The organism is Pseudomonas sp. ZT5P21 (assembly GCF_054897785.1).
Map to the genome: position 1 here is coordinate 214035 of NZ_CM142705.1, position 14715 is coordinate 228749.

The following is a 14715-nucleotide window of genomic DNA, read 5'->3' on the forward strand; positions in this document are numbered from 1 at the left end:
TTGTTCAGAGGACATAGATTTTGTGTACGACAGAAATCCACTGTGGGAGCGAGCTTGCTCGCGATGAGGCCAAATCAGCCACCACAAATTCTGAATCAGAAAAAGCTCAACCCGACATGGAACAGCTTTTCCACATCCCGGATATGCTTTTTATCCACAAGGAACAGAATCACATGGTCACCCGCCGCGATCACCGTATCGTCATGCGCAATGATCACTTCTTCATCACGAATGATCGCCCCAATCGTGGTGCCCGGCGGCAAACCGATATTCTCGATGGACTTGCCAATTACCTTGCTCGATTTCGCATCGCCATGGGCAATGGCCTCGATGGCCTCCGCGGCGCCGCGACGCAACGAGTGCACACTGACGATATCGCCGCGCCTCACGTGGGCCAGCAAGGTGCCGATGGTCGCCAGTTGCGGGCTGATGGCGATGTCGATGTCGCCGCCCTGGATCAGGTCAACATATGCCGGGTTGTTGATGATGGTCATCACCTTCTTCGCGCCCAGGCGCTTGGCCAGCAGCGATGACATGATGTTGGCTTCGTCGTCGTTGGTCAGGGCCAGGAAAATATCGGCGTCGGCGATGTTCTCTTCCATCAGCAAGTCGCGGTCGGAGGCGCTGCCCTGCAGGACTACAGTGCTGTCGAGGGTGTCCGAGAGATGGCGGCAGCGGGCCGGGTTCATCTCGATGATCTTCACCTGATAGCGGCTTTCGATGGCCTCGGCCAATCGCTCACCAATTTGCCCGCCACCGGCGATAACGATGCGCTTGTAGCTCTCGTCCAGGCGGCGCATTTCGCTCATTACTGCGCGAATATTCGCCTTGGCGGCGATGAAAAACACTTCGTCGTCGGCCTCGATCACCGTGTCGCCCTGAGGCAGGATCGGCCGGTCACGTCGGAAAATCGCTGCAACGCGGGTTTCGACATTCGGCATGTGTTCACGCAACTGACGCAGTTGCTGACCCACCAGCGGTCCACCGTAATAAGCCTTCACCGCGACCAATTGCGCTTTGCCTTCGGCGAAATCGATCACCTGCAACGCGCCGGGATGCTGGATCAGGCGCTTGATGTAGTTGGTGACCACTTGTTCCGGGCTGATCAGCACGTCCACCGGAATCGCTTCGTTATCGAACAGCTCGGAGCGCGTCAGGTACGCCGCTTCGCGGACTCGGGCAATTTTCGTCGGGGTGTGGAACAGGGTGTGGGCAACCTGGCAGGCCACCATGTTGGTTTCGTCACTGTTGGTTACCGCTACCAGCATGTCGGCGTCGTCCGCGCCGGCCTGGCGCAATACGGTCGGCAGCGAGCCGCGGCCCTGTACGGTGCGGATGTCCAGCCGATCGCCGAGGTCGCGTAGACGTTCGCTGTCGGTGTCGACCACGGTGATGTCGTTGGCCTCGCTGGCCAAGTGTTCCGCCAGCGAACCGCCGACCTGCCCTGCGCCGAGGATGATGATTTTCATCCAGTCACTCCCTTGAAATCCGGTTAACCGCGCGCGGCGGCGATCTTGATCAGCTTGGCATAGTAGAACCCGTCGTGACCGCCTTCCTGGGCCAGCAACTGGCGACCGTGAGGCTGCTTGATGCCGGCCGTCGTGGCGAGGTCCAGTTCACGAGCGCCGGGCGTGCGAGCGATGAAGGCTTCGATGACTTCAGTGTTTTCGGTCGGTAACGTCGAGCAGGTGGCGTAAAGCAGAATGCCGCCCACCTCCAACGTTATCCACATGGCATCGAGTAACTCGCCTTGCAGCACTGCAAGCGCAGCGATGTCATCCGGCTGGCGAGTCAGCTTGATGTCCGGGTGGCGACGGATCACGCCAGTGGCCGAGCAGGGTGCATCAAGGAGGATGCGCTGGAACGGCTTGCCGTCCCACCAGGTGGCAGTGTCGCGGCCGTCGGCGGCGATCAGTTCGGCGCTCAGGCCCAGGCGTGCGAGGTTTTCCCGCACCCGCACCAGACGTTTGGCTTCCAGATCCACAGCCACGACGCCGGCCAGCGAAGGTTCGGCTTCGAGAATGTGGCAGGTCTTGCCGCCCGGCGCGCAGCAGGCGTCGAGCACCCGTTGGCCTGGCGCCAGGTCGAGCAGGTCGGCGGCCAGTTGCGCCGCTTCGTCCTGCACGCTGATCCAGCCTTCTGCGAAGCCCGGCAAGCTGCGCACGTCGGCGGCGGCGTCGAGAATGATGCCGTCCTGGCTGTAGACACACGGCGTGGCGGCGATGCCAGCGTCGGTCAGCAACCCGAGATAAGCATCGCGGCTGTGATGGCGACGGTTGACCCGCAGAATCATCGGCGGATGCGCGTTGTTCGCCGAGCAAATGGCTTCCCACTGCTCAGGCCAGAACGCCTTCAGGGATTTTTGCAGCCAGCGCGGGTGCGCCGTGCGCACCACTGGGTCGTGTTCCAGCTCGGTCAGCAGTGTTTCGCTTTCACGTTGAGCGCGGCGCAACACGGCGTTGAGCAACGCCTTGGCCCACGGTTTTTTCAGCTTGTCGGCGCATCCGACGGTTTCACCGATGGCGGCGTGGGCCGGGACACGGGTGTAAAGCAATTGGTAGAGGCCGACCAGCAACAGCGCCTCGACATCGGCGTCCGCAGCCTTGAACGGCTTCTGCAGCAATTTCGCCGCCAGCGCCGACAAACGCGGTTGCCAGCGAGCGGTGCCAAACGCCAGGTCTTGGGTGAAACCGCGATCACGGTCTTCAACCTTGTCCATTTGTGTGGGCAGTGAACTGTTGAGTGAGGCTTTTCCGTTAAGAACGGCAGCCAGTGCCTTGGCGGCGGCCAGACGTGGATTCATTGAGTGTCCGCCGTTTGACCGAGGACAGTGCCGACGGCAAATTTCTCACGACGGCTGTTGAACAAATCGCTGAAGTTCAGTGCTTTGCCGCCGGGCAATTGCAGACGGGTCAGACACAGCGCTTGCTCACCGCAGGCGACGATCAGTCCGTCCTTGCTGGTGCTGAGGATTTCCCCCGGCGCGCCCTTCCCTTCAGCGAGGCTCGCGGCCAGCACTTTTAGCGCTTCGCCGTTCAGCGTGCTGTGGGTGATCGGCCATGGATTGAAGGCGCGAACCAGACGTTCCAGCTCAACCGCTGGGCGATTCCAGTCGATGCGCGCCTCATCCTTGTTCAATTTGTGCGCATATGTGGCGAGGCTGTCGTCCTGCACTTCGCCTTCCAGCGTACCGGCGGCGAGGCGGGCGATGGCTTGAATCACGGCGGGTGGACCGATTTCCGCCAGACGGTCATGCAGGCTGCCGCCGGTGTCTTCAGCGCTGATCGGTGTGGTGACTTTGAGCAGCATCGGACCGGTGTCCAGACCCAGTTCCATGCGCATCACGGTGACACCGCTTTCGCTGTCGCCGGCTTCTACGGCACGCTGGATCGGTGCCGCACCGCGCCAGCGTGGCAGCAACGACGCGTGGCTGTTGATGCAACCCAGGCGCGGGATATCCAGCACCACTTGCGGCAGGATCAGGCCATAGGCGACTACCACCAACAAGTCCGGTTTCAGCGCGGCCAGTTCAGCCTGGGCGTCTTCGTTGCGCAGGGTCGGCGGTTGCAGCACCGGGATGTTGTTTTCCAGCGCCAACTGCTTGACCGGGCTCGGCATCAACTTTTGCCCGCGACCCGCCGGACGGTCCGGTTGGGTGTAGACCGCGACGATCTCGTAAGGGCTGTCGAGCAGTGCCTTGAGGTGTTCGGCCGCGAATTCCGGGGTGCCGGCAAAGACGATGCGCAGTGGCTCAGTCATGGAGGGTTCTCATTTTAAAAAGCAGTCATTTACAAAGCAGCCGCAAAAGAAAAAGGCTTGCCGCAGCAAGCCTTTGAAAGGAGGGCATCAAGCGTTCTGGCGATGGAGCTTTTCCAGTTTCTTCTTGATTCGGTCACGTTTGAGACTGGACAGGTAGTCGACGAACAATTTGCCGTTGAGGTGGTCGCATTCGTGCTGGATGCACACGGCGAGCAGGCCTTCGGCGATCAGTTCGTAAGGCTGGCCGTCGCGGTCCAGAGCCTTGACCTTGACCTTCTGCGGGCGATCGACGTTCTCATAGAAACCCGGCACCGAAAGGCAGCCTTCCTGATATTGCTCCATCTCGTCGGTCAGGGGCTCGAACTCGGGGTTGATGAACACCCGCGGTTCGCTGCGGTCTTCGGAGAGGTCCATCACGACGATACGTTTGTGCACGTTGACCTGGGTCGCGGCGAGGCCGATGCCTGGCGCTTCATACATTGTTTCAAACATATCATCGACCAACTGACGCACTTCGTCGTCAACTACGGCCACAGGTTTGGCGATAGTACGCAGACGCGAGTCGGGAAATTCGAGGATGTCTAAAATGGCCATAGGCTTATTGCTGCACGTGTGAGGTAAAGTCGGGTCGATGGCCTGGCGGGTCCGAAGATGCCGGCTACCGTTGTGAAACGTAACTCCCTTCTTTTCAGGAATGAGCCGGGAGCGAGCCACGAAGGCTCAGGCGTTTCACGCGAACGCACATAATAAAGGGATTCACCGCATGAGGAAATCACTACTCGCCCTGCTCCTTCTGGCTTCGGCCGGTTTCGCGCACGGGCAAGTGCAACTCAGGGAAGGTTTTCCGCAGCAGTACACGGTTGTCGCAGGCGACACACTCTGGGACATCTCCGGAAAATTCCTCCGTGAGCCGTGGAAATGGCCCGAGCTCTGGCAGGTCAATCCGCAGATCCAGAACCCCAATCTCATCTACCCAGGCGATTTGCTGTCGCTGGTCTACGTCAACGGTCAGCCGCGTCTGACCCTCAATCGCGGCGCGTCCCGTGGCACCATCAAGCTCTCGCCACGGGTGCGCAGTTCCCCAGTGGCGGATGCCATCCCCAGTATTCCGCTAAACGCGATCAACAGCTTCCTGCTGAGCAACCGCATCGTCGACACGGTGGAGGATTTCGACAAAGCGCCTTACATCGTCGCCGGAGATGCCGAACGTGTGCTCAGCGGTACCGGTGATCGTATCTTCGCCCGTGGCCAGTTCGACCCGAACCAGCCCGTCTACGGCATCTTTCGCCAAGGCAAGGTCTATACCGACCCCGATAGCAAAGAGTTTCTGGGAATCAACGCGGACGACATCGGCGGCGGCGAAATTGTGGCCACTGAAGGCGATGTCGCCACCCTCGCCCTGCAGCGCACGACCCAAGAAGTACGGCTTGGCGACCGTTTGTTCAGTAGCGAAGAGCGATCGATCAACTCGACCTTCATGCCCAGTGCGCCAGGAACCGAGATCAACGGGCTGATCATCGACGTGCCGCGCGGGGTTACCCAGATTGGCGCGATGGATGTCGTCACGCTGAACAGGGGCCAACGCGACGGTCTCGCCGAAGGCAATGTGCTGGTGGTGATGAAAACCGGCGAAACCGTACGTGACCGGATCACCGGCCAACCGCTGAAAATTCCTGATGAACGCGCCGGTTTGCTGATGGTTTTTCGTACCTACGACAAGCTCAGTTATGGCCTGGTACTCAACGCGTCGCGCTCGTTGGCGGTGATGGACAAGGTGCGAAATCCTTAGCCTGCTCCACAAGTTACCAACAGAGTTATCCACAGCTTATTCCCGTTTGAACGGGGCTCATAACGATCAAGGATGATCCATGTCGCTGTCTGCTGTTTCACCGGTTTCCCCTGCTGAACTGGAAGCCCGTTTACGCCTGCATCGTTTACCGGAAATCGGCCCCGCCCGTTTCAAAAAGTTACTTGAGGCCTTTGGCTCGGCGTCCAAAGCCATCAGCGCGCCGGCCAGTGCCTGGCGTTCATTGGGCTTGCCCCTCTCCTGCTCGGAAGCCAGGCGCTCGAGTGAAATTCGCGATGGCGCCAGCCACGCACTGGCCTGGCTAGAGCGCTCGGGCCAGCATTTATTGATGTGGGACCAGCCTGACTACCCGGCATTGCTGGCGGAAATCAGTGATGCACCGCCGCTGTTATTTGCGGCGGGCGATCCCGGCATTCTGGAAAAACCGCAACTGGCGATGGTCGGCAGTCGTCGCGCCTCACGACCCGGTATGGACACCGCCGCTGCGTTCTCCCGGAGTCTGGCCAGTGCCGGTTTTGTCATCACCAGCGGTCTGGCGCTGGGCATCGATGCCGCCGCGCATCAAGCCGCGCTGGATGTTGGCGGGCGAACGGTAGGAGTACTTGGCACGGGACTTGAAAATTTTTATCCACAGCGCAACCGGCGGCTGGCGGACGCCATGATTGCGTCGGGCAGTGTGGTGCTTTCCGAGTTCCCGTTGGATGCGGGGCCCACCGCCAGCAACTTTCCCCGGCGCAACCGGATCATCAGCGGTTTGGCCCTCGGCGTGCTGGTGGTGGAGGCCAGCGTCGCCAGTGGTTCATTGATTACGGCGAGGCTGGCGGCGGAGCAAGGTCGCGAGGTGTATGCGATTCCGGGGTCGATTCATCACCCTGGCGCCAAGGGTTGTCACCAGTTGATTCGCGACGGCGCGATGCTGGTCGAAACCATCGACCACATCCTCGAAGCCTTACGCGGCTGGCAGCAGTTGCCATTGTCCATGGAGACGCCGACCGTCACGCACCCGTTACTCAAGCTGCTGCTTGCGACGCCGCACACCAGTGAGGCATTGGCAGACACCAGCGGCTGGGCCTTGCCGAAAGTCCTGGCGGCATTGACGGAACTGGAAATGGAGGGCCGGGCGGTCTGCGAAAACGGGCGCTGGTTTGCGCGGGTGAGCTAGGTTTTACAAGGAAGATCGGTAAACTGCGCAGAGCCTTATTCCGGAGAATTTTTCATGGTCAACAGTTGGCGTGTGCAACAAGCCGCGCAAGCTATTCGCGCAGGGGCGGTAATTGCCTATCCAACCGAGGCGGTCTGGGGCCTGGGATGCGACCCGTGGGACGAAGAAGCGGTAGAACGTCTGCTGCTGCTCAAGGGCCGGTCGGTGGATAAGGGCCTGATTCTGGTCGCCGACAACATTCGCCAGTTCGATTTTCTGTTCGAAGACTTCCCTGAGCTGTGGATGGATCGCATGGCCAGCACCTGGCCGGGGCCGAACACCTGGCTGGTGCCGCATCAGAATATGCTGCCGCAGTGGATCACGGGTGTGCACGAGACAGTGGCGTTGCGGGTCAGCGATCACCCGTTGGTGCGGGATTTGTGCGCAGTGGTCGGGCCGCTGGTTTCGACGTCGGCTAACCCTCAAGGACGGCCGGCAGCGAGGACACGGATTCGCGTGGAGCAGTATTTCCGGGGCCAGCTTGATTTGATCCTGGGCGGGAATCTGGGCGGGCGCAAGAACCCGAGCGTGATTCGGGATCTGGCGACCGGGCATGTTGTGCGCCCGGATTAACGCCGAAGTGAACCCATCGCGAGCAAGCTCGCTCCCACATTAGATCTTCAGTGGACACAAATTTAGTGTTCGACATCGATCCACTGTGGGAGCGAGCTTGCTCGCGATGGCGTCCTTAAGGCAGCAGAACTGTCGAGCCCGTCGTGCGCCGTGCCGACAACTCGGTCTGCGCCTTCGCCGCTTCAGCCAGTGGATATTTATGGCTGATGTCCACCTTCAGCTTCCCGCTGATGATCATCTCGAACAGCTCATCCGCCATCCACTGCAGGTTTTCGGCGTTGTTGGCATAGGTCGCCAGCGTCGGCCGGGTCACGTACAACGAGCCTTTCGCCGCCAAAATCCCCAGGTTTACCCCGTCCACTGCACCCGACGCATTGCCGAAACTCACCACCAGGCCCCGAGGCGCCACGCTATCGAGCGATGTCAACCAAGTGTCCTTGCCGACGCCGTCGTACACCACCGGGACTTTTTTACCGTCAGTCAACTCCAGTACCCGTTGTGCGACGTTCTCATGGCTGTAGTCGATGGTCGCCCACGCACCGTTGGCCTTCGCCAGCGCGGCTTTCTCCGGCGAGCTGACCGTGCCGATCAACTTCACGCCCAAGGCCTTCGCCCATTGGCAGGCCAGAGAACCGACACCGCCGGCGGCAGCGTGGAACAGAATGGTTTCGCCGCCCTTGAGTTCATACGTCTGACGCAGCAGGTATTGCACGGTCAGGCCCTTGAGCATCACACCGGCCGCTTGTTCGAAGCTGATGGCGTCCGGCAGGTGCACCAGATTGGCCTCGGGCAACACGTGAACTTCGCTGTAAGCGCCCAACGGACCGCTGCCGTAAGCCACGCGGTCGCCGACCTTGAAGCGGGTGACCTCACTGCCCACCGCCTCGACCACGCCCGCGCCTTCCGCACCCACACCCGAGGGCAAGGCGGGCGGCGCATAGAGGCCGCTGCGGAAATAGGTGTCGATGAAGTTCAGGCCAATGGCCTTGTTGGTGACGCGGACTTGCTGCGGGCCGGGCTCGGCGGGCTGGTAATCCACATACTCGAGCACTTCGGGGCCGCCGTGGGCGCGGAACTGGATTCGCTTTGCCATCAGAACTCTCCTTAGGTCTTGGCTACTAAAGTTGTAGCGTCAACTCCCTATCGAACTCCCAAGCTTGATCTTCGTCAACTGCGGTGGGTGCACCTGCGATGTTATGCTACGCGCCCATTTGCGCCGGCCCCCTGCTCCCATGGAGCGCCGCGTAGTTTTGCCCGATTCAAGGTGATGACATGACGACCCGCACCGAGGCCGTAAAAGCCTACCTGCTCGACCTGCAAGACCGCATTTGCGCCGCTCTGGAAGCCGAAGACGGCGGCACGCAGTTCGTCGAAGACGCCTGGACCCGGGCTGCCGGCGGTGGCGGTCGCACGCGAGTGATCGAGAACGGTGCGGTCATCGAAAAGGGCGGCGTCAACTTTTCTCACGTGTTTGGCAGCGGTCTCCCGCCGTCCGCCAGCGCCCACCGACCGGAACTGGCCGGGCGTGGTTTCGAGGCCTTGGGCGTTTCGCTGGTGATTCACCCGCACAACCCGCATGTGCCGACTTCCCACGCCAACGTGCGCTTTTTCATCGCTGAAAAAGAGGGTGAAGAGCCGGTCTGGTGGTTCGGTGGCGGCTTCGACCTGACCCCTTATTACGGCAATGAAGAGGACTGCGTGCACTGGCACCGCGTCGCCGAACAAGCCTGCGCACCCTTCGGTCCGGACGTCTATTCACGCTACAAAGCCTGGTGTGACACCTACTTCCACATCAAACATCGCCACGAGCCGCGCGGCATCGGCGGCCTGTTCTTCGATGATTTGAACGAGTGGGATTTCGACACCAGCTTCGCGTTCATGCGTGCCATCGGTGACGCCTATATCGACGCCTACCTGCCGATCGTGCAACGCCGCAAAAATGATGCGTTCACCGCCAAACAGCGCGAGTTTCAAGAATTCCGCCGTGGCCGTTACGTCGAGTTCAACCTGGTGTACGACCGTGGCACGCTGTTCGGCCTGCAATCGGGCGGGCGTACTGAATCGATCCTCATGTCGCTGCCGCCACAAGTTCGCTGGAGCTATGACTGGAAAGCCGAGCCAGGCAGTGAAGAAGCGCGCCTGACCGAGTATTTCCTGCAAGATCGCGATTGGTTGGCGAAGGCCTGAACGAGGAATCCTCATGGACCGTTACGTCGTATTCGGTAATCCGATAGGCCACAGCAAGTCGCCGCTGATCCATCGTCTGTTTGCCGAGCAGACCGCTCAGCCACTGGACTACAGCACTTCTCTGGCGCCGCTTGACGACTTTTCCGACTTCGCTCGGGCGTTTTTCCTTGAAGGTCGCGGGGCGAATGTGACGGTGCCGTTCAAGGAAGATGCCTTCCGCCTGGCCGACAGCCTGACGGAACGGGCGCAGCGAGCCGGTGCGGTGAACACCCTGAGCAAACTCGCCGATGGCACATTGCTGGGCGACAATACCGACGGTGCCGGGCTGGTGCGGGACCTGACGGTCAACGCAGGTTTCAGCCTCAAGGGCAAACGCATTCTTCTGCTGGGTGCCGGCGGTGCGGTGCGCGGTGCGCTGGAGCCACTGCTGGCCGAGCAGCCCGCCTCGGTAATCATCGCCAATCGCACGGTAGAAAAAGCCGAATTGCTGGCGGAGTTGTTCGCTGATCTGGGGCCAGTGTCTGCCAGTAGTTTCGATTGGCTGCAGGAGCCAGTGGACCTGATTATCAATGCGACGTCGGCGAGTTTGTCAGGCGATGTACCGCCGATCGCCGGCAGCCTGATCGAACCGGGCAAGACCGTGTGCTACGACATGATGTACGGCAAGGAGCCGACTTCGTTCTGCCGTTGGGCTACGGAGCACGGCGCGGCAGTGTCGATGGATGGCCTGGGGATGCTCGCTGAACAGGCGGCTGAAGCCTTCTTCCTGTGGCGCGGTGTGCGCCCGGACACCGCGCCGGTGCTGGCTGAACTTCGCCGCCAGTTAGCCGCATAACTCCTGTAGGAGCGAGCTTGCTCGCGATGAACCTGAGAGCCCCGCTGGGTGTCAGGTTTGCAGCGCGAGCAAGCTCGCTCCTACAGTGGGTCGTGTTTCAATCCTCAAACCGAATCGGACATTTCTCCGCCCCTTCGAGCTTCCTCAATTCCTCCACCACTGGCGGTCGCGCTCCGCGCAAGGTCAGGCTGCGATCCTGCTTGCGCAGCCGCCGCGCTTCCTGGTGCAGCATTTCCACACCCGAATAGTCGATGAAGTTGATCTGCTGCGCCTCGATCACCACGCGTGCGCCGTGCATGCGTTGCAGACGCACTTGCAGGTAATGGCTGGCGCCGAAGAAGATCGAACCGCCGACCCGGAGGATGTCTTCATCGCCGTCGCGCCAGTGCTGTACTCGCGGCTGCGATGTGCGTTTCAAATAGAAGAACAGCGAAGCCAGCACCCCGGCATAGATCGCCGTCTGCAACTCCAGCAGCAGCGTGGCGACGCAGGTCAGCGCCATCACCACGAACTCGGCACGACTGACCCGCAGCAATGCGCGAATGCCGCGATGGTCCACCAATCCCCAGGCGATCAACAGAATGCTGGCGGCCATGGCCGGGATCGGAATGTGTGAGATCAGCACCGCACCGAAAATCGCAAACAGTGCCACCCACAACGCTGAGAACACGCCGGCCAGCGGTGAGCAGGCCCCCGCCTCGTAGCTCAGACCGGAGCGGGTGAAGGAACCTGCTGACAATGAACCGGAAAAAAACGCACCGACAATGTTCGATAAACCCTGAGCGCGGACTTCCTGGTTGGCATCGAGCAATTGCTGCGAGCGAGCCGACAAGGAGCGAGCAATCGACAGACTCGTCACCAGCCCGAGCATCCCCACCGCCACAGCGCTCGGCAGCAATCGCAAAATCATGTCCAGATCCAGTGGCAACGGGCTGAAGGGCGGCAAGCGCCCGACAAACGCGCTAACCAGCTTCACATGGCCGAACATCGATGGCCACAGCCAAACCAGCAATCCGGCCAGGATCAGGGTGATCAACAGCGTCGGCCAGCGAGGCAGCAACAATTTCAGAATGATGCCGACAACGACTGTTGCCAGTCCCAGCACGAGCGAGGGTTTATCCACCTCCCCGAGATGTCGCAGCAACATCAGAAAACTGTCCAGTGCGGTGGCCTGGCTGGGCAAGTCCAGCCCCAGCAGGTTGGGCATTTGACCGATGGCAATCACCACTGCGGCGCCGAGGGTGAACCCCAGCACCACCGAGTGCGAGACGAAATTCACCAAAGCGCCGAAACGCAGGAGTCCCAGCAGCCACTGGAAAATACCGGCGAGGAGCGTCAGCAACAGAATCAGCGTGATGTAGTCCTGTGACGCCGGGACAGCCAGTGGACTGATGCTGGCGAACAGGACAATGGAGATCGCGGCTGTAGGCCCACAGATCAAATGCCACGACGAACCCCAGAGACAGGCGATCAGTACCGGGATGATTGCAGCGTACAAGCCGTACTCCGGTGGGAGACCGGCGATCAGCGCGTAGGCAATGGATTGCGGCAGCGCGAGAATGGCGCCGCTGAGACCGACAATCAGATCACGGCCGACGCTGGCGCGGGTCTGCCGGGGCATCCAACTGAGGAAGGGAAAGAGTGAATGGCGGCTGGGAAGGGCCATGGGTCCTCTCGGGCGGAAATTTTGCGCAAGGGTATCAGGACGGGGTGATCATTGTGGCGAGGGAGCTTGCTCCCGCTGGGCTGCGAAGCAGCCCTGAAAATCTGCGGGCGCTTCGCACTGGAGCGCAGGCCGGGCCGAGCGGGAGCAAGCTCCCTCGCCACAGGTAACCCTTACAACTTGGCTTTTACTGCCGGCAACGCATCCTTCCCGTCCACGGTCTTCACACCGTCCAGCCATTTATCCAGCACCGCCGGATTGGCTTTGATCCACGCCTTGGCTGCGTCCGCATTGCTGACTTTCTTGTTCACCACCTCAGACATGATGCTGTTCTCCATCTCTTGGGTGAAACTCAGGTTGGTCAGCAATTTTCCGACGTTTGGGCAGGCTTCGGCGTAACCCTTGCGGGTCAAGGTATGAACGCTGCCGGTGTCACCGAAGTATTTCTCGCCACCCTTCAGGTAATGCATTTTCAGCTGCACATTCATCGGGTGCGGGGTCCAGCCGAGGAAGGTCACGAACTTCTGTTTCTTCACGGCGCGAGATACTTCGGCCAGCATCGCCTGTTCGCTGGACTCCACCAGTTTCCACTGGCCCATGTCGAAGTCATTCTTCTTGATGATCTCTTGCAGCGAAATGTTCGCCGGGGCGCCAGAACCGATGCCGTAGATTTTCCTGTCGAACTTGTCGGCAAACTTGTTCAGGTCGGCAAAGTTATGCACACCCGCGTCCCAGACGTAGTCCGGAACGGCGAGCGTGAACTCGGTGCCATCGAGGTTCTTCGCCAGTTGAGTAACGTCGCCAGTGGCCACGAATTTGTCGTAGAAGCCCTGCTGCGCCGGCATCCAGTTTCCCAGGAACACGTCGACCTGGCCATCCTTCAAACCGCCGAAGGTAATCGGCACCGCGAGGGTGTCGACTTTGGCCTTGTAGCCCATGCCGTCCAGCAGAAACCCGGTGATGGCGTTGGTCGCGGCGATGTCGCTCCAGCCAGGGTCGGCCATTTTCACCGTCTCGCAGCGCTGATCGGCGTACGCCGACGCACTGCCTAGAGCCAGCAGCCCTACCGTCAGTACTGTGGATAACTTTTGCATGGACTTCCCCTTAACATTATTGGTTTTGGCAGGGTTGTGGATAACGTGCTTTGCGTTCCAGGTCGTCGAGGTCGATATGGTTGCGCATGTATTGCTGACTGGCGTCCACCAGCGGCTGGTGATCCCAGCTCTTCAGCTTGCCGATGGTCAGCGCGTCGGCGACAAATCGCCGACGACGCTGACTCGCGAGCACCTGGCGGTGTATCGCCGGGATGTTCCATTTGGCCCGTGCTTCGGCCAGAAATTCCTCGAACAGTGGCCGATGTTGCGGCGATTGGCTGAGTTCTTCCTGCTCACGCGGGTCGTTGTGTACGTCGAAGAGTAGGCACGGGTCGTCTTCGCTGTAGATGAATTTGTAGGCGCCACGGCGAATCATCATCAATGGGCTGATGGTGCCTTCGGCCATGTATTCGCCGAAGACTTCGTCGTGACCGCCCTGCCCTTGCAGGTGCGATACCAGCGAGCGGCCATCCAGCGGCAGGCCCGGCTCCAGCGAGCCGCCGGCCAGTTCCACAAAGGTCGGCAACAGGTCGGCGGTGGAAACCGCTGCGCTGACCCGTCCTGCGCCGAACTGCCCCGGAGCACTTATCAACAGGGGTACTCGCGCGGCCATTTCGAACCAGTGCATTTTGTACCAGAGCCCGCGCTCTCCAAGCATGTCGCCGTGATCGCCGGAGAAGACGATGATGGTGTCATCAATCAGCCCGGTTTCTTCAAGCGTTTGCAGAAGTTTACCGACGTTGCTGTCGATATAGCTGCATGCACCGAAGTACGCACGGCGTGCATCGCGGATCTTATCCACAGGTAGTGGCTTGTCCCATAGATCGTAGACCCTGAGCAAACGCCGGGAATGCGGATCAAGATCGGTTTGTGGCGGAGTTTCGGGCAACGGGATGTCAGCGTTGTCGTACATATCCCAAAAGGCCTTGGGAATCGTGTACGGATCGTGTGGGTGAGTCATCGACACGGTGAGGCAGAAGGGCTGATCACCCTCTTCGCGGATGTGATCGAACAAGTACTGCTGAGCCTTGAACACTACCTCTTCATCGAAATCCAGCTGATTGGTACGCACGCACGGCCCGGCTTGCAGCACCGACGACATATTGTGATACCAGGTCGGACGCACGTCCGGTTCGTCCCAATTCACCGCCCAGCCGTAATCGGCTGGGTAAATGTCACTGGTCAGGCGTTCTTCGTAACCGTGTAGCTGGTCCGGGCCACAAAAGTGCATCTTGCCGGACAGCGCCGTGCGGTAACCGAGGCGACGCAGGTAGTGGGCGTACGTCGGCACATCGGCAGGGAAATCGGCCGCGTTGTCATAGGCGCCGATCTTGCTCGGCAACTGACCGCTGACCAGGGTAAAACGCGACGGCGCGCAAAGTGGGCTGTTGCAATAAGCGGCGTCGAACACCACGCCTTCGGCGGCGAGGCGGCTGAGATTCGGTAATTTGATGGGCGAAGGGCCGTAAAACGGCAACATTGGCGCGGCCATCTGATCGGCCATGATGAAAAGAATATTCTTGCGCTTCATGTGATCGCGGCATTCCATAGTGAATATTTATGCGAAAGTGCTGCGATCGAGCATGTAGTCCATGC

The 14715-nt window shown here is 60.3% G+C and carries 13 protein-coding genes; 5 read left to right on the forward strand and 8 right to left on the reverse strand.

Features of this window, described 5'->3' with window-relative positions:
- Positions 1 to 95: 95 nt before the first annotated feature.
- From trkA to def, 4 genes are all read right to left on the reverse strand, one after another.
- Positions 96 to 1469, reverse strand: coding sequence for a Trk system potassium transporter TrkA (trkA, locus tag ACYZT9_RS00995; protein ID WP_462008152.1), 1374 nt, complete (start codon positions 1467 to 1469; stop codon positions 96 to 98).
- Positions 1470 to 1492: 23 nt separating this feature from the next.
- A complete protein-coding gene (gene rsmB / locus ACYZT9_RS01000) occupies positions 1493 to 2803 on the reverse strand; it encodes a 16S rRNA (cytosine(967)-C(5))-methyltransferase RsmB (RefSeq protein WP_462008153.1) in 1311 nt (436 codons plus the stop codon).
- Positions 2800 to 3759 (reverse strand): methionyl-tRNA formyltransferase, encoded by a 960-nt coding sequence (gene fmt / locus ACYZT9_RS01005; RefSeq protein WP_462008154.1) that lies wholly within the window; start codon positions 3757 to 3759, stop codon positions 2800 to 2802. Before fmt ends, rsmB begins: the two co-directional genes overlap by 4 nt.
- 87 nt (positions 3760 to 3846) lie before the next feature.
- Positions 3847 to 4353, reverse strand: coding sequence for a peptide deformylase (def, locus tag ACYZT9_RS01010; protein ID WP_461952516.1), 507 nt, complete (start codon positions 4351 to 4353; stop codon positions 3847 to 3849).
- Between the two features lie 169 nt (positions 4354 to 4522).
- Between def and ACYZT9_RS01015 the strand changes: the two genes are divergently transcribed.
- The 3 genes from ACYZT9_RS01015 (at position 4523) to ACYZT9_RS01025 (ending at position 7340) form a co-directional block, all read left to right on the forward strand.
- Positions 4523 to 5548, forward strand: coding sequence for a LysM peptidoglycan-binding domain-containing protein (locus ACYZT9_RS01015; RefSeq protein ID WP_462008155.1), 1026 nt, complete (start codon positions 4523 to 4525; stop codon positions 5546 to 5548).
- Positions 5549 to 5627: 79 nt separating this feature from the next.
- Positions 5628 to 6728: a DNA-processing protein DprA gene (dprA, locus tag ACYZT9_RS01020; protein ID WP_462008156.1), complete on the forward strand. Its 1101-nt coding sequence runs from the start codon at positions 5628 to 5630 to the stop codon at positions 6726 to 6728.
- Between the two features lie 54 nt (positions 6729 to 6782).
- The gene (locus ACYZT9_RS01025) at positions 6783 to 7340 is read left to right on the forward strand and encodes an L-threonylcarbamoyladenylate synthase (RefSeq protein WP_462008157.1); all 558 of its coding nucleotides are present in this window, start codon (positions 6783 to 6785) and stop codon (positions 7338 to 7340) included.
- 115 nt (positions 7341 to 7455) lie between these two features.
- On the opposite strand, the gene ACYZT9_RS01030 is transcribed toward ACYZT9_RS01025, so the two are convergent.
- Entirely contained in the window at positions 7456 to 8433 is a 978-nt protein-coding gene (locus tag ACYZT9_RS01030) for an NADPH:quinone reductase (protein WP_462008158.1), read from the reverse strand.
- 179 nt (positions 8434 to 8612) lie between these two features.
- Between ACYZT9_RS01030 and hemF the strand changes: the two genes are divergently transcribed.
- Positions 8613 to 9527: an oxygen-dependent coproporphyrinogen oxidase gene (hemF, locus tag ACYZT9_RS01035; protein ID WP_462008159.1), complete on the forward strand. Its 915-nt coding sequence runs from the start codon at positions 8613 to 8615 to the stop codon at positions 9525 to 9527.
- 13 nt (positions 9528 to 9540) lie between these two features.
- Positions 9541 to 10362: a shikimate dehydrogenase gene (gene aroE, locus ACYZT9_RS01040; protein WP_462008160.1), complete on the forward strand. Its 822-nt coding sequence runs from the start codon at positions 9541 to 9543 to the stop codon at positions 10360 to 10362.
- Positions 10363 to 10459: 97 nt separating this feature from the next.
- Here the strand turns inward: aroE and ACYZT9_RS01045 are convergent, their stop codons facing one another.
- The 3 genes from ACYZT9_RS01045 to betC all read right to left on the reverse strand — a co-directional run bounded on the left by ACYZT9_RS01045 (position 10460) and on the right by betC (position 14650).
- Positions 10460 to 12028 carry a SulP family inorganic anion transporter gene (locus ACYZT9_RS01045; protein WP_462008161.1) on the reverse strand — a complete coding sequence of 523 codons (1569 nt, stop codon included), beginning with the start codon at positions 12026 to 12028 and terminating at the stop codon, positions 10460 to 10462.
- A 170-nt stretch (positions 12029 to 12198) separates the two neighbouring features.
- Positions 12199 to 13119, reverse strand: coding sequence for a choline ABC transporter substrate-binding protein (choX, locus tag ACYZT9_RS01050; RefSeq protein WP_462008162.1), 921 nt, complete (start codon positions 13117 to 13119; stop codon positions 12199 to 12201).
- Between the two features lie 16 nt (positions 13120 to 13135).
- Entirely contained in the window at positions 13136 to 14650 is a 1515-nt protein-coding gene (gene betC / locus ACYZT9_RS01055; RefSeq protein WP_462008163.1) for a choline-sulfatase, read from the reverse strand.
- Positions 14651 to 14715 lie beyond the last annotated feature (65 nt).